Consider the following 17948-nt stretch of genomic DNA (forward strand, 5'->3'; position numbering starts at 1 on the left):
CCTTTTAAGCAGGTTGCTTTTCCGCGAATACGAATTGCATAGGTTTCTCAACTTTATCTTTCAATAAAGCTATTTTTAAAACCTCCGACACATTTGCTACAAAGTGAAACTTCAAGCCTTTGATATAGTGCTTTTCAATTTCATCGATATCGCGTTTATTCTTTTCACTTAAGATAATCTCTTTAATACCACTGCGCTTGGCTGCCAAAATCTTCTCTTTAATGCCACCCACCGGCAATACTTTACCCCGCAAAGTAATCTCACCCGTCATGGCCAGGTTCTGCTTAACCTTACGCTGCGTAAAAATTGAAGCCAATGAGGTCAGCATTGTAATACCTGCCGAGGGACCATCTTTGGGCACTGCACCAGCCGGTACGTGAATGTGCAAATCATATTGCTGGAAAAGCCGGTGATCAATATTTAAATCATCTGCATTCGACTTGAGATACGATAAGGCTGCCATGGCAGATTCTTTCATCACATCACCTAGCTGACCTGAAATCGTCAATGCGCCCTTTCCTCTGTTCAGACTTGACTCTACAAACAAGATCTCACCTCCTACTTGTGTCCAGGCTAAACCAGTAACCACACCGGCCACCTCATTGCCTTGATATAATTCATCATCAAACATTTCGGCACCAAGTACTTTACGGACTGTATCGGGAGTAATTTCCTTGTCGTACTCCTCTTCCATAGCCACAGCCTTGGCAACGTTACGCACCATGGTACCAATTTTTCTCTCTAAGGTGCGCACACCAGATTCACGTGTATAACTCTCAATAATTTTTTCAACAGCTTCTTTAGAAAACTTTACATCTTTAGGTGTAAGGCCATGTTCTTTTAATTGCTTAGGCACTAGGTGCTTTACGGCAATATCAACCTTTTCCTCTCTTGTGTATCCTGTAATTTCAATGATCTCCATACGATCACGCAAAGCAGGCTGTATAGTATCTAAGGAGTTTGCAGTGGCAATAAAAAGCACCTTCGACAAGTCATAGTCAACCTCCAGGTAGTTGTCTACAAAAGCATTGTTCTGTTCAGGGTCTAACACCTCCAACATGGCTGAAGATGGATCTCCTCTGAAATCAGCACGCAGCTTATCAATCTCATCTAAAATAAAAACGGGATTAGAAGACTGTGATTTTTTAATATTCTGCAAAACCTTACCCGGCATTGCACCCACATAAGTCTTGCGATGTCCACGAATTTCAGCTTCATCGTGTACACCACCCAACGACATGCGCACATATTTTCTGTTCAGTGCTTTGGCGATGGATTTACCCAGTGAAGTTTTACCTACACCAGGAGGACCGTACAAACATAAGATAGGGCCTTTCATATCGCGCTTTAATTTTAATACTGCGAGATATTCCAGGATTCTTGTTTTCACTTTTTCCAAACCAGCATGATCCTGATCCAGAATTTTCTTGGCTTTCTTCAGATCAAAATCATCCACCGTATACTCCTGCCAAGGCAAGTCGAGCATAAATTCAACGTAATTCATACCGACAGGAAATTCTGCTGCCTGCGGATTTACACGCCCAAGTTTATCCAGTTCTTTATTAAATTGTTTTTGTGCATCTGCTGACCATTTCTTGGTTTCGCCTTTTTTCCGCAGTGCTTCTATTTCCTTATCCGGGCCATCAAAACCCAACTCATCTTGCAACACACGGATTTGTTGCCTTAAATAATAATCACGCTGTTGCTGATCGATGTCTGTATGAACTTTCTTCTGAATTTCACTTTTAATTTCCAGCATCTGAATTTCACGCGACATGTATTGCAAAAGCAAAGTGCCACGATCGATGATGTTAGGCGTTTCTAAAATCTTTTGCTTATCAGAAACATCTACATTTAGATTGGAAGCTAAAAAGTTAATAAGAAAGGACATGCTCTGAATATTATCCAGAGCCACCTGCGCTTCTTGTGGAATCTCAGGATTCAGTTTCAGAATTTTTAAAGCCGCTTCTTTTAACGATTGCACAATCGCTTTTGCTTCACGACTGTTCAAATTCGCTTTTGATTCAGCTAACAATTCAATACGCGCAGTCAGGTATGGTTCTTCCTGAACAAATTCCTTGATAGAAAAACGATTCTTACCTTGAATAATGATGGTTGTGTTTCCATCAGGCAATACCAGCATTTTAATAATGCGAGCAACTGTACCTATCCGATAGATGTCATCAATGGTGGGCTCTTCCTGCTGTGCATTTTTCTGAGGCAACACACCAATAATGCGATTACCCTGATAAGCCTTCTTCACCAACTTAATGGATTTCTGGCGACCCACCGTAATGGGGATCACCACACCAGGAAAAAGGACTGTGTTTTTTATAGGAAGAATGGCGAGCTCCTCAGGCAAGTCTTCTGCCTTCAGATCAGTCTCCTGTTCAGGATTGATCATCTGGATCAGGTCATCATTCTCTTCTTGAACTAATTGTATTGGCTTATTTCTGAACATGTATATAGGATGCCAAAATGGCAATATTAGTCTGTTAATGTATTAAAACGTAAAGTCGGGCTTGTAGGACAATAGTAATGCCAATGGGTTTGTAAAAGAAGGGAAATTATATCAACTTTATAGGGCAGGCCATTTTTTTACCAACTCAACGAGGTGTGAAAGCCCACTTTTTAGTCTCACTTGCAGTGTTTTACCTTTTGTCACCTCATATTGCCGAGGCGCAGAAGAAGAAAACATCCTTTAAAAAAGGCGGCATTATTCAGGTTAGCGATAGCCTGACAGTTTACAGCCAATCTGACATCTTTGATTTTCCCAATCTGAACAAGATCAAGTACTATTTTGATGCTAAAAAACTACGAGCGCTTGATGATTATCCGCGTACAGATGCCGGGCTTTATCAACTTACCAAAGCCTATGTTAAAAACTTTGGGGTAGAGAATTTCTATCGCAATACCTCTATGTTGTGGGAGCTTGCCAAGCTATCTCAACAATTTGGGCCCAAGGGTGAGGCCATCTTGTTATATAAAATCATTTTAAAGCATCATCCAAAAGAAGCTAACATAAAGAAGATACAAGCTGAATATGATTCTATCAGTAAAAATCAGCGCGAAAATTATGTGCCGCTCAACTACTACTATGAGCTGGTAAACTACAGAAGAGAGATTGACACTTTACAGCCACCCCATGGTGTGTTAGTAAATATGGGGCCCTTGATTAATTCACCCAGTACAGCAGACTATGGCCCTACCATTGGCAATCGTGATGATGTTTTGCTATTCACTTCAAAACGCAATTCGATGAGAACAGGTATGGAGAAAATTGTAAATGAAGACATTTTCTACTCGCTTAAACAAAATGGTGAATGGCAATGGCCTGAAGAATTTAAGAATGTTAACACGGGTTATAACGAGGGTTCTGCCTGTTTAAGTAAAGATGGCAAGCATCTATTCTTCTCACGCTGCAATGCCCCTGGTGTGCTTGGCAATTGCGATATACTCATTGCGGACATGCAGGCCGACAGTACCTGGGGCAACATTAGAAATCTGGGTCCAACGATCAATTCTGTTTTTTGGGATTCACATCCTTCACTCTCACACACGGGCGACACGCTGTTCTTTGCATCGGATCGTCTGGGTGGATTCGGCCTTTCTGATATCTACTATACCAGCAAAGATGAAGCAGGAAACTGGACGGCAGCCAAGAACTTGGGACCAATTATCAACACAAGAGGTAATGAGGTTAGCCCATTTCTTCATCATCGTTTTAATGTTTTATACTTCAGTTCGGATGGCCACCCTTTAAATTTTGGTGAGTTTGACATCTATAAATCTTATAAAAAAGGAAAGTTCTGGACTGAGCCCAAAAACACAGGCCCCTTGGTTAACGGTGAAGGTAGCGAGTACTATTTTACAATTGATACAGAGTCAAATCATTTGTATTATGCACGCGCTGATACTTTTGATTTACAAAATCTTGATCTTCATTCTTTTCCTGTGCCGATGGAGGCACAACCCGAGGCTATTGTCATCCTGAAAGGAAATTTAAAAAGCAAAACTACCGGCAAGCCATTGAAAGGCATTGTCTCTATTATTGATTTAGATAAAGGTGTTGAAGTAGCACCTCAATTTATCAGGGAAGATGGGAGTTTCGATTTCAGCTTGATTAATAAACGCAACTACCTGTTGATCATTCAGGGTGATGATTTCTTTCGCATAGAAGAATTCTTTTATCTGGATGGTGATATGGAAATTAACAAAGAAGCAGAGCCGATTGAAAGTAAAATTGCCTTTGATCAGTTGGAGTTTGAAAACGGTAAGGCAGATATTCTGCCGTCCATGCATCACGACTTAGATCGTTTAGCCAACTTTTTGATTGACCATCCAACGTTTAAATTATTTATTTCAGGTCATACTGATTCGCAAGGCAAGGAAGAGTCGAATTTACGTTTGTCGCAGGCCAGGGCTGATGCCATTAAGGCTTACCTCACCTACACTTTTAAAATTGACACAAACCGTATTGATGCCCATGGTTATGGTAGCGCCAAACCTATAGTAGAAGAATTGGATGATGAAGCACGCAAATTGAACAGGCGTGTGGAGTTTGAGATCAGAAGAAATTAAATTATCTAAAGCATCTGGCACTACGATTGATATTTCAGCTCCAGCATTGGTGGAATAAATATCCAAAAAGACTGATGAGTCAATTGTTTTGAATCTGGTGGCGCTAAAAGGCTCTCCAATTTTAAAATCAATCAACTCATCAGCCGGTTTTCAAATTACTGTACTCCTGCCACCTTCACAACTTGTACTTCCATGCCTTTCTTTCTTGCATAGATACCATTGTCATACATGGCCTCACAATTTACAGCCGGTAAATAGTACGATCCTGTATAAGAAGCCGTCAGCAATACCCTGAAGGTTTTACGCTCACCTCTGTATAAATTAAAGTAAGTGTAAACTCTGTCGTCACGGATATCCTGATAGGTGAATGCACTTGATTTTACTGTTTGTTCTGCTTCCTGTAACCTTAAATTGTTAATCTCCCAGCCAGAAGGGAATACTTGTGCCAAAGCCAGGTTTTCGTAACTGTTTTTAATACCATTATGGTACACACTAACTTCTGCAATAAATTCAGTGCCCTGCTCCAATGTTTTAGGATCAACATCAGCACCTTCGGGTGTGGTGTAGCGCACACTCAACGAAAGATTTTGCTGTTCATCTATTTCATTGCCACGTGCTGGAGCTCCCGTGGTGATAATCCGTGCAAACAACATGGCACCACTTTCATTTTCAACTTGTACGCTTTGTTTACTTGTACCACTGATTGGAATCAACACCTGCTCCATTGGCAGCTCCGAACTGGCTGTTACTTCTTTTCCATTCAGCTTATAAGTAAACTTAAGTGTTCCTCGTTTCTCCATACCTACAAAAGAACCAATTGCCTTCAGGGCAAAAGCTACCTCCTGTGTGCTCAACCAGTAACCTTCATTGCCTAATACGTTAGAAAGTTCTTTCAACATCTCAAAAGCTTTTGGTTTATCTACTAAGGCCACCATGGTTTCCATGATCAATGCCTTGTCTCGCACATCCGAACCATAGCTATAACTTAGTTCGCGGTAAGGCGTAACTGCATAAGAAAGATTTTCCGCAATCTTTTTAGCTGCTTCCGGTTGTCCCGCTTTGGCATAGGCCGCTGCCAACATCCATGAAGCAGTTTGTTGTAGGTCTCCATATTCGCGCAAGCGGTTCATGGCACCCAGCTCAGGCGATCCGGCCAGTGCTAATGTATACAAACGATAGGCTTGCATTAACTCTGAATTATAGTAGCTGGTATTTCTTCTCCACTCCTGTGCTTTGCTCTTTTGAAAATTTTTCCAGCGTTTCATCATATCTGCTGTCACAAAATAGCCATTAGCTTCTGCTTCAATCAGAAAATGGCCCGCATAGGTAGTACCCCAAGGATCCGAATTCTCCGCTGACCCAGGCCAGTAGCCAAAGCCACCATCCGGTTGTACAAATGATTTTAGTCTGTTTATACCCGCTGTAACATTGCGCTGTATGGTATTCTTTTCTGTTTCTGTTAAGGTTTTTACCTTATTCAGAAATAGTTGAGGAAATACCGATGAGGTAGTCTGTTCTATACAACCATGTGGGTACTGAATTAAATAGCGCAAACGAGAGCCCAGGTTAATCGGAGGCAGATTGGACACTTCCAGCATGGCTGTATTGGTACCACTTAAGCCAAAGGGTGTTACTTCTGCCGACCAGCTTTTTCCTGCATCCAGTATAGCATCCGTTGTGCGTGTTATGCTTGTATTGGAATTACGAACATCAATCTCAATTTTATCAGTCGATTTGAAATTTCCGCTTGACGCAATCACCTCTACCGTTGCCATACCTACTGCAGCCTTCACTTCCAAATCAAACTCAAGTGTCATATCGCCTGTTGCGTTCATCACTACGTTTTGGGTTGCACCTCCTGCTATTGTGAGTGGCCCGGTAGTTTTTACTTCCACCTTCACGTTCTTCACTGATTTCTCTTGTGTGAATAAGGTGACGGGCAGTTTCAATTTTTCCTGAGGCCCCAACACACGTGGCATTGTTGCTAATACCATTAATGGTTTACGCACCGGCACTGCCTTCTCTGTATTGCCATAAGCACCCTCATAGGCCGCTACTACCATCGTTTTTACTGAGCCTATGTATTGTGGCATGACAAAAGTGTGCTCAGCCTTATCGCCAGCATCTAATGTAAAGGGACCGAGGTACTTCACCACTGGTTTAAATCTATTGGCGCGGGCGTCATCATCTTTTGCGCCACTCTCTTCATCACCACCAATAGAAATAAGTCTTTCCAAATGAGTACCAAATGATCCGATGACATAATCATATAAATCCCAGGTACGCACTCCTAATGCTTCTCTTGCATAAAAACGATTCCATGGATCGGGCGTTTTAAATCGGGTAATATCCAGCAAGCCCTCATCGACCATAGCAATGGTATAGGACATCTTTCGTTTTTCCTTCTCAGAAATTTTAATGGTTACTTTTTCTCCAGGCTCCAGCACTTCCGGCATTTCAAGTATTGGTGTTAAATGTGTTTGTGGATCTTCCACCCTTACCGGTACAACACCATATAAACGTATTGGCAAATCATTCTCTGTTTGTGCATGTGGTTGCAGGAGAGAAACATGTACGTATATATTGGGTGCCATTTCCGGTTTTATGTCAAAGCTGAACTTGGTTTCACCTGCCTGCGTTTCTACCCAATGCGTCTGAAGAATTTTACTACCATTTTCTATACTTACCAACGCTCTTCCGTTAGCACTGCCCGGAATTGTGAGTGTTGCTTTTTCTCCGGTATTATAACTTCCCTTATCTGATGTAAAAGAGAGTATCGTAGCTCCACCATTTCCTCCGGTATTGCGTACACGACTTCCCCATCCCGGTTCATCTACATATACTATTTGACCAGTACAGTGTCCAGAAATCGGATCGCAGGCACGCACATAGAAGCGTCCCCATTCCGGTGATTTGATTTCAAAGTTCCAGGTGCCTTTACCATTTACAGTATTGAGTGTTTCTCGTTTTACCAGTTTTGAATAAGATCCTTCAACATAATTTGCGAGGTATTCAGCGGAGTTATCCCACCACCAGCGCCAATCTAACTTGTAGACAGTCAGCTCAACACCATTGCGGGAAACAGGAGCGCCATCAGCATTCACTGTTACCACTTCAATCGGATGCTTTTGATCCATGTATAAAATGCCAGTGTATTTCTCGCCTGCGGGCACCTTCATACCCACATACGATTCGTACGGAGAGAAAGGAATGCTAAAGCGGTCTATGCTGAAGTTACCACTTTCTTCAAAAACTTTGCCTCTGAAGATGGCATTAAGAAAACCAGGCACCTGATCTGAGGTGGTCAAGGTTCCGTTAAAACTTGCTTTCCCTTCTCCATCTGTAGAACCTTCGAATAAGGTTTGCGTTTCGCTATTAAATTCCCTAGATGGATCTTCAAAAATAAAATCCTTGTACTTGGCAAAAGTGGTTGGCGCCTTTACCAGTAAAACTTCAAAAACAGATTTTAAATTTCTACCTGGCGCACCGTGTAACCATTTCACTTCCAAGTCGGCAGTTACATCCGGTGAGGTGATGCGTTCCACACCTAAATTCAAATTAATTTTAAGTCGATTGGGTTTTACAGTTTCAATTTTTACTGTCTGCGAAAATTCTGAGCCACCTACTTTTACTTTAGCCTGCCAATTACCGGTGGGTGCATCTGCCGCAGTAGCGGTAGCAAATTTATAGAAACCATTTTCAGCTGTTGAGCGAACTAAGCGATTGACTACCTGACCTTGAGGATTGCTTAATTCCAATACTACAGGGTGAGCCGCGGGTAATAGTTTATTCTTGTCTTCTAACAAAAATGTCAGATAAAGAGAATCACCCGGGCGCCACACACCACGCTCTCCATACAAGAATCCCTTGAGACCATTCTGCACGACTTCACCCGATACATCAAAGCTGCTCAAAGACAAAGACTCCCCATTAGCAATGCGTAAGTATCCGCGCTGGGAACCATTTTTGGCTACTACTACAAAAGGGTTTGCTTTAAATGAAATTTTGCCATCGGTATCGGTAGTTCCCTTACCAATAACCTGCTGCTGGTAGGTGTACCATTCTATTTCAATACCTGATAGTGGCTTAGCTGTAATCAGGTCTGTTACAAAAATTGTTGTTTCACCATCGGCTCCTTGTTTGGCTGTTAAGCCCAGATCGGAAGCCAGAAGATTTTTACGGATGGAACGGTCTGATCTGTAGAAGGTAGAATGGCAAGGGTTATCTCGCTGTTCCCAATCGTATTCTTCATCATAGTAATCATAATACTCATCTTCATAGTATTCACCATCCTCATAATAACCACCACCTTCATATTCGTTTTCGGTTGTAAACTGATCGGTTGTTTCTGTTACACCCTGCTGACCTTCGCAATTATAAACTGAATGACTCTTGTTAAAATCCAGACGCACCTGATAGATAGCGCCCGGTTCTGTTTTTATAAGTTCTGCCAGGTTAAGTGTAAAACGATTCCATTTACCAAAATCAGTAACGCCCATATTATCCAATTGAATGGTTTTCTTTAGTATGCGCGAACCAACTCTGTTCAATTCATAATTGCCACTGATGTTATTTGATTGTAAAAACTGTAAAATATTATTCTCAAATATTCTTGAAATCTCCACTTCAACTGCGCGCAGGTTAACCGCTTCAAAAGGAAGCACAAGTCCATTAGTGCTCGGAAGAATAGAACCCTTGCCTGTGAATCGAATGGAGGGCACCAGTTGCTCAAACACTACCTCAGCACTTGCCGCTGCTTTCATACGATAGTCTAAAATGTTTCTAATACCAGCTTCAATAAAAATTGTTTTTGTGCCCGCCTGACGTGCAGGAGGATACACCCACACTTCATTATCATGTATATCAAAATCTAAATCAGCAAGATCACTGATTCGGATCAGGCCTTCTAAATTTTGCTTTTCCTTTATCGGATCTGAGAATTGAAGAATAATATGTTGATTCGGAGCCTGTACGACTTTAGCATTCATCAGTTTAAAGTCGCTCAACGAGGGCACCTCTACTTCTTTTTCATCAATCTTGGAAACTTTCAATACTGTACCATTGGCTGATACTATTACTTTGCTGGATTGCTCACCCCGTGCAACATCCTCAATGATAAAGCTATGCAACTTACCATCTGCTGCATGCGACCAGGTGAGGGATAATTTTTTGCTTTCTTGGGTAGCTTCTAAAAGTTTTTCTACCTCAGCCGCTTCAGCCACATCGGCCGTGTAAACAGTTCCTTCTATTTTTTGTCTCTTCAGCTCTGTTTTTACATAGGGCTTAAGGTTGTCGATACTTAACTCAAAATTTTGGCCTATCACCTGAAAATCAAAACTGAACGTGCTTAATGCCGGAGGTACTGAAGTAAGCTTCGACAAGAAAAAGTCGGCTCTGTAGACTTGTCCGGACATCATTTTATCGGCAGGTACAAACTCAATGGTTCTTGTGTCCAGCCAGGTAGCTTTACCTTTTACGGCTGGGCTAAAATCAAAAATTTTGGCTGATACCTCTTGACCAATGTCAGATGAATCGCCTACCGGGTTTGCCAGTATAACAAGGATACGCGCATTAGCAGAAATAACTCCTGAGGTATAAGAGGATATGTATTCACCAAAGGCTGGATCGATCTGTGTTCGCGCTGAGCCGCTACTTTTGTCAGCTTTAAAGTATAGAAAAGCAGCTATGACAATCGCCAGCAGGATAACAGCCAGGCCGATCTTCTTAAAAATGGGATTCATACGAGTTGGTTGAGGATTATTTGGAAAGATCAGAAAACTTATTTGAAAATTCAGACAAAAGTTAAATTTTAAAAAACGCCAGTGGTAACAAAATTATTACCAAGGTGACTTCGTTCAAACATTGAGCTGCAGAGAACAATTTCAGCCCTTTGAAACAGGTTATTAGCTTTTCATTTTATCCCTGCGATCAAATTAGCGGGACGACTACTGATGCAATAAAAAAGCCCGCTTACAAGGCGGGCTTCTGATTATTTTGCTTTTTCCAGGATCAGTGTCACTTTATTAAAATCGGCTGCTGCGTTAATTACTTTCCGGAAATCTTCATACTTCGAAACGGGCACGAATATTTCTTTATAGTACTCTTTAATTTTAACAGTTAACAAGCCGTCTTTAAGTTCATGGCTCGATTCAAATAAAAAGGGTGTTTCATCTCCATTCTTAAAAATGATATTCATTGTCAGGTCTTGCGCATTCTTGACGGTGTAGCCTTTGGGTATGTTGATTTTCATAACTCGCTCGTAACCGCGATTGTATTCATTCTCAATATCGGCCGTTCGTTTATCATCTCTATACATTTCTACCTGCGGACCAATCAATTCGCCCACCTTGAAGAGAATGCGCGGACCTGCCTTTTCGATAAAGTGATTGGTTTCAAAAGTGACATCGAAAACAAAATTGCCTGCTTTTTTTTCTGGCAAGGCTTTGCCCTCCCATTTTTTAATTACAGCATCCGGGGCCGTTTGCTTTGTTAGTTCCTCCACCATTTTTAAGCGTTGTTCTTCTGTCATCAAGCCATAGTATGGTGCGAAGAATACAGCATTATAGCCACCAAATTCTCTTACCTGATGAATGGTGTTTACACTCATATCATCATTAAAAGTAGCTTCAATATTCAGATCATCACAGCTTACTTCATAAGAGGCTGCAGGAATCAGGTTAACAGAACCCAGCGCTGATTTAAGCTCTCCAATTTTTATGGGCTCCATAAACAAACCATTTTGTGCCGTGAAGTCTGGAGGTATCAGAGGATAACGTGTTTCGAAACTAAAAGGTGCCAAAAAACCCTTTGTGTCCGGAAAGTAAAGCACGTATTCGTCCAGGTAGGACCAGGTATCAAAATCACCATCAAATTTCCCTCGCTCGCGACTACAAGTGATAACCGGGTGACAATTAATGGCGAGCTTCTCGAAGACAGCAACGTACAAACGGGTGATGCCTTCTTTGGATGCCACTTTGTATTTTATCACAGAAGACAGCAGATTGGTGTTTTCACCTCTTGCATTCTCATCAACCTGGATACCTGTTTTAATTTTTTGTTCGATTAAACGTATGCGGGTGTCTAAAGACTGTTCTGACTTATCATCTAAGCTCTTTACAAATTTTTCGAGTGCTTTTACATCATCTTTTGAATAGTTGTTGTACAACATACCATAAAAAGTCTTTGCGGCTTCGTCCCATGTGTATAAGCGTGCCTGTGAACGGGCAGTGTTATATGCCAACTTAAACTCGATGCGCATCCGTATAGCATCGAAGTATGAGTAGGTTTCCTCCTTCAAGGCTGGCACCGAAGGCATAGAAGCCGTGTATATATTTTCTACAACAGTATCACCCTCTTTTTTCTCCTCAGACTTTACTGTTGCATAGCCAAAGTAACTCTTAAAATCAAACTTAAGATGCGGGGGACTAGTTAGTTTGAAAGAACTGTTTTTAGTAAGCACATCTGATTGCATCATTACGTTATCAAATACACTACCTCTCATTTTGCGGATAAAGAAAAACTCAATCTCGCTACCCAGGGTTACGCCCTCCATGGCAAATACACGGTACGCACTTCCTCTTTCATCATCCTTAAGTTCTTTCAGATTGTTTTTATCAAAATTTATGATTTTACCATCCTTGCCAATAACCCTTGCTTTTACATCCACCAGATCAATGGTGCTATACATGGGTATAGAAATACGGTTCCACTTTTGTACGGCCTCGTCATTATTTACCAAAACTACTTTGTGTGTGGTTGTATACATGAGAAACTGATTATCTTCCAGAGCATAATGGTATTGGGTATGGTGTTTTAACACCAACTCTGTCATGGCCTTTTCTTCTTCATTCAGTGTATAGCGCTTTCTGTCTTTTTCCCAATCGTATTGAAAGGCATCGGAGCCTATACAAACCGAAGTTGTTAATACTAGTAATAAAAATGATACAATGGTTTTATTCATAACACTACGCTTTCTTTTTTAAAATAATTGATTCTTTGTAAGCCTCGCTGATTAATTTAACACTGGCATTCCAGTCGGCAAAATGGCGTGGCTCTAAAATGAGATAATTACAATACACACTTTTCTTGAGTATAATCTTATTGCCTGATACTGAATAAGCAAAATCAAAACCAAGCCAGTCGCCACTATGTGCAGCATTGGATGGCAGGTATTCTACAGTATAGCCGGCAGGCATTTCAAATTCAACAAACTCATGCTGTTCGTATAAGTACTCGTTCTCCAGCGGAACCTTTCTGGTGTTTACATTAATAAAGTTATTGTAGTGGTGTTTGTTAAGCTGTAAATTGATGTATAGTTCATCTGATATTGTCTGGAAATAATCAGCGATACGGAAATCATACACAATGCGGGTTGGCGCATCCTGGTTATTAACATTACTCACCTTGTATTCATCAAGAAAAAATTTATTACTGCCCTTTGATGTCAGCTTTGTAACATAACGCTTCTGATCTTCCATCTCCGATCTATTCAGTTCGTAGCCACCAAATACCTTGGCAAACCCATTGAGCTGGATAGCACCCTTCCCTTTGAGCATATTTTTATCGTTGATGGTGAGTGAAACAGAATCATACATGATATTCCTGGCTTTGGTTATAACCGGAATCTCTTTAATCTCGTATCGTTTTTCATCCAGGGAAATCAACACTTCTTTTCCCTGTATCATAGATGATGGGAACCCAAAGGTTGTGTAATCGCTTGTGCCATCCAGAAAATAATAATCTCCAGTTTTAGAAATGTAGGTGGCAATCATGTGGTTATCTACCAGTGGTGTTGGCACTTTAGAGTAGCGATAGGGCAAATCCCTTGTGCCTACCCAGGTATGATATGATTTAACGCCTGCTATATCCAGCATGTTTACGATCAGGTTAGCCATATCTTTACAATCGCCATAACGCTTTTCGCATGTGTATGATCCACTGTGAGGAATAAATCCTCGCATACCATCTTCAAATGCTATGTACTGAATATTCTCCTGCACCCAATAATAGACTTTCTTAACGAGGTCTTCTTCGGAAGTGCTTTTACTTTTAATTTCTGCTACAACGGCAGTCAGTGCTTCGGATGGTTGTTGATTGAGATTACTGATAAATGTTCTGTACCAGGCATGCAAATCATCCACCGAGTTTAACACCTGCTTTTTTCCGGACTTACCTTGAAATGATTTGACATAACAAATAAGGTGTGGCGTATAATATCGGATACTTGGCCCGTTAGCTTCTGTTTTAAAAGTGGGAAGATCTATGGCTGACCACTCATAAGTAACAGTGTTACCCTTTTCTGTTTTTTTAAATTTTATTAACTGCTGATCGTCATTCAACACTTCATAAAATATCTCAACACCTTTGGGCGCCTTAATGGTGTATGTTACAGTGGCCTGAGGAATGTATGAGCTGAAAACATATCCGCTGATAAATCGTGGATCTCTCAAATCTTCCCGGTATTGGAGTTTTGAGCGGTTTCTGGCAGCCAGTGAAGGAAGGTTGAATGAGTAATAATATGAATCATCATAAAATATACCTGATGTTCTTTCACTGTTCTTTTTATAATCGGATACAGGTAATTCTTTGTACTTATCCTTATTCCAGATCAATGTTTTAGCTTTCAAATTGCTAATCTGATTGAAATAAGAACCGTATACACGCTTAGATGAAAACATGTCGGCCTGATCTTTCATGTATAGAATATCTTCCAGTACTTCAGCATAGGCTTTTAATGAATCACCAACCACTTCCAAGTTCAGGATTTCAGATCGGTCTATGAATACGGCTGGTTCATCAGAGAATTTACTATTCATCAATGTCCAGACATCATTTGATTGACCGAAACCTGCCCAACTAATTAACAGCAACAGGCTGATTACTTTTATTTTCATATATTATTACTGTTCAATTAATTCACCCCAGAAAGTGTACTCTTTCTCCTTTACACCCTTCTTGTAAATAATACTCTTACCTTGTCTGGACCCTAACTCATGATTCATCAGTATCATGAGCGTTCCATCTTCGTTGTAAATTTTGTGTTCACCATTCAAATCGTCCATTACATAAGTGCCTGATTCAAACACTTTTCCGTTTGGATAGTAAATTTCATAAACACCGTTATAATCTCCCATGGTGAAAGTCATGTGGCTGTATAGCTTGCCATTAGGGAAGTAAATATTTTTATCGCCTTCTATAAAACCATTTTTATATACTTCCTTATAGGCAATTTTTCCATCCGGAAATTTGCATACAATCTCTACATTTCCTGTAAAGGTAATCCAGTCGCCTGACTTACCAGTGGCCATATCCACCACCCGGTAAGCAACTATCAGATCGTTATCAAAAAGTTTCTCCAACATCAAAATTCCTTCTGTTGAAAAGTACTGCGCAACACCCTCACGCTTACCATTAACGTATGCAGCACTGGAGTATTTTGCGCCATGCTGGTAATAAGTAGTCCATACGCTGTCTCTGGCACCTGATCTGAAATTACCTTCGCTGTCAATTTTCCCAGACACAAAATACCAGATCCACTCACCTTCTTCGTTTCCATTGATGTAGTTACCCTTGGTAATTGTTTTTGCATTCAACTCTTTGTACTCGTACAAGCCATGTCTATAACCATTCATACTGGTATACTTAAAATTTATACCTCCATCCGGGTAATAACGCGCAACGTTACCTGAATAAACTCCACATACCGTTTCCGTAACGCTACGCAACTTACCCGTTGAGTAAAATGTCTCATAAAATGCAGACTTATCCTTTTCACGTTTTTTTACCGCATCTTTTCCATCCTTTGTGAATATGCGGATGTCTGTAATTCTGTCATGCTCGTATGTTGATATCGAGAATTTTCTTTTGTCTGTGTTATATTCAATTGCATCTTTAACTAAAGCATCGTCCCAATAGTAGTAATCCGAACTTATCTCACCATTACTTGAATAACTTAACCATTGTTGTTGTTTAAGTCCATCCTGGTACCAGCCTTCCATTTTTACTTTGCCATCCAGGTAATATTCAACAAAGTAATCGTTGTAGGCATCATCCTTAAAATTGAAATCGAATTTCTTCTTTCCATTTCTATAATTCTCAAATGCTTTACCCTGCACTAAACCATTTACATAGTTATACTCGCTCAGCACAGTACCCTCCGGGTAGTAGTACTTCCACAAGCCATGAAGCTTACCGTTTTTGTATGTGCCTTCGCCATTCACTTGTCCGTTTGCATAGTATATCTTGGTAGTAAAATTACCATTGTTGTTTTCCGCTTTACTCAGTGTTTTCCCATTCTTATCGAAGTAGGCAAGTTTAGTGAGTAAATCATTTTTAAAGGTTCTTACATAATGGGGTACACCCAAATGGTAGACTGTTGATTCTCCATGCCAGTTACCCTGGGCGTTAAAATTCCGCTTTTCACTAATAACCTTTTGCGGAGTGTAGTATAACCATTCACCTATCGCTAATCCTGCTTTATAAAATCCTGTTTTTTCCAGAATGCCATTTGAATGATAGTATCTCCATTCACCATCTACATCTCCTTTAATATAATTTCCTGCAATTTTCAATCTTCCGTCTGCATAATACTCACGAAAAGGGCCTTCCAATTCGCCCTCTTTGTATTGATATGTCTCATGAACTACACCATTTTCGTAATACTCAATAAACTCTCCATGACGTTTACCTGCCTGATAGGCATATGTTAGCTCCTTTTTGCCAGAAGAATAATAGCTGGTGCCACTACCTTCTCTTAATCCTTTACTATAATTTAACTTATCAATTAAGTTTCCACATCGGTCAAACACTTCAGCACTGCCTTCAATCTCATCACCTTTTAAGAAGAAGTGCTGGCGTTTTCCTCCCTCCGGATAGTAAATGGTTACTTCACCTGTATCATAATTTTCTAGACTTTTTAACGCACCATTATCATAATAGTAATTCCATACACCAACCTTTTCTCCTGTAGTGTTATAATTTCCCTGTGCTGAAAATTGGCTGTTTTCATAATAATAGCGCCAAGGACCTGTTGGTTTGTCGTTTTCCTTTTCGCCTAATGCTTCTAGCTTATTATTCCTATAATACCAGGCTCTGGCACTGCCATTAAATCCCGTGGAAGCAGGAACCTGAATTGTTTTTCTTTTCTGACTAATGGTTGTATTCGCAGCTGCATAAAAAGCATCCAGCACTTTTTCATTTTTTTTACGCCATTTACTAATCACTTCGCTATTTGCAGAAGTCAACATGTTATACATAAATGGTTCAACCAGATTTTGCTCTTTAAATGAAGTAAAAATGGGGAGATAGAATGTTACCCATGGGTCACTACCATCATCTTTGATAGTGCCCAACTGCTCAAAAAACAGTTCTGTTTGCTTTACAACCGGGGCATCCATGGGCACTTTTGTTTTATAATTCTTATCCAGTGCAATTTTCGATTTTAGTATCTGATCCAGTTTCTCACAAGCGTTTTTACTATGTACTGCCACCGAGCCTTCGTCTGTTACCTGGTTGGATAGTAGTTTATCAAGAAACACAAGTCTGCTATTGTCTTTATTGTTAACACTCAGGTACATCGCAAATGAAAACAAGGCATGTGTTTTATGACCTTGACCTGTTGCCATTCTGCCCAGGTTGAAATGGCTTCCACCATGGTAGGGATTAATGGCTAGTATTTTAAAAAATTCCTGTGTAGCCTGCTCATACTTTTTATTGTTATAGTATGCGAGTGCCAAATTATAGCGTATGGCAATATCGAAGGGGTATTCTGCTAAGGCCTTATTGAAAAGCACCAAACTGCCTTCAAAATCACCACTCCTTTCTGTGGCTGTTGCCTGAATTCTTAGAAACTCTGCTCTATAACTTGATGCTTGTGCAAGTGCTTTCTTACAAGTTTCAATTGATTCTTTATATTTTTCGCCAGTCAGGTAAACCAAGGCCAATTCCGATAACATGTACACATAATTCGTATCACGTTCCGGGATACTCAACAAGGGACTGGCAGCCTTATCATAATTTGCTGAGTCATAGTAAACTTTCGATTCAATGATAACCTGGCCTGAATTTATCAAGGGTATTTTCTGTGCATTTACGCTAGAAATAACGAATAACAGTAATACAATAAACAACGAGTATTTAACTTTCATAGGGGACATAATAGATTTCGAAAATTAGCAAAAAGAGCCACCAGAAATGCTTCTGTGTAAGAATTTTACAGAAATAAAATTAAATTATTAAGATCATTTCAGGTGCAATCAACTGCTCGAATAATGGTTACCCGGGATATTGTCACTTTCCTGTATACCCGCCTAAATCAAGTAGTGTTTTAGCCATGCCATCTGCGTACCTGCAATTCATCAATCCCCAAA

General features: G+C 40.3%; 6 protein-coding genes. 1 reads left to right on the top strand and 5 read right to left on the bottom strand.

Annotation, left to right across the window (positions count from 1 at the left end; all coding sequences use genetic code 11):
• Positions 1 to 4: 4 nt before the first annotated feature.
• Entirely contained in the window at positions 5 to 2461 is a 2457-nt protein-coding gene (lon, locus tag ACO1XM_RS14625) for an endopeptidase La (protein WP_486230273.1), read from the bottom strand.
• 155 nt (positions 2462 to 2616) lie between these two features.
• Here lon and ACO1XM_RS14630 point away from each other — a divergent pair, with 155 nt between their 5' ends.
• Positions 2617 to 4581, top strand: a complete 1965-nt coding sequence (locus ACO1XM_RS14630; RefSeq protein WP_486230275.1) for an OmpA family protein — start codon at positions 2617 to 2619, stop codon at positions 4579 to 4581.
• Positions 4582 to 4736: 155 nt separating this feature from the next.
• On the opposite strand, the gene ACO1XM_RS14635 is transcribed toward ACO1XM_RS14630, so the two are convergent.
• From ACO1XM_RS14635 to ACO1XM_RS14650, 4 genes are all read right to left on the bottom strand, one after another.
• Positions 4737 to 10322, bottom strand: coding sequence for an alpha-2-macroglobulin family protein (locus tag ACO1XM_RS14635; RefSeq protein ID WP_486230277.1), 5586 nt, complete (start codon positions 10320 to 10322; stop codon positions 4737 to 4739).
• A 248-nt stretch (positions 10323 to 10570) separates the two neighbouring features.
• Entirely contained in the window at positions 10571 to 12541 is a 1971-nt protein-coding gene (locus ACO1XM_RS14640) for a DUF3857 domain-containing protein (protein WP_486230279.1), read from the bottom strand.
• A gap of 4 nt (positions 12542 to 12545) precedes the next feature.
• A complete protein-coding gene (locus ACO1XM_RS14645; RefSeq protein ID WP_486230281.1) occupies positions 12546 to 14474 on the bottom strand; it encodes a transglutaminase-like domain-containing protein in 1929 nt (642 codons plus the stop codon).
• A 6-nt stretch (positions 14475 to 14480) separates the two neighbouring features.
• The gene (locus tag ACO1XM_RS14650) at positions 14481 to 17726 is read right to left on the bottom strand and encodes a tetratricopeptide repeat protein (protein WP_486230283.1); all 3246 of its coding nucleotides are present in this window, start codon (positions 17724 to 17726) and stop codon (positions 14481 to 14483) included.
• Positions 17727 to 17948 lie beyond the last annotated feature (222 nt).

This window comes from Chryseotalea sp., assembly GCF_057350905.1.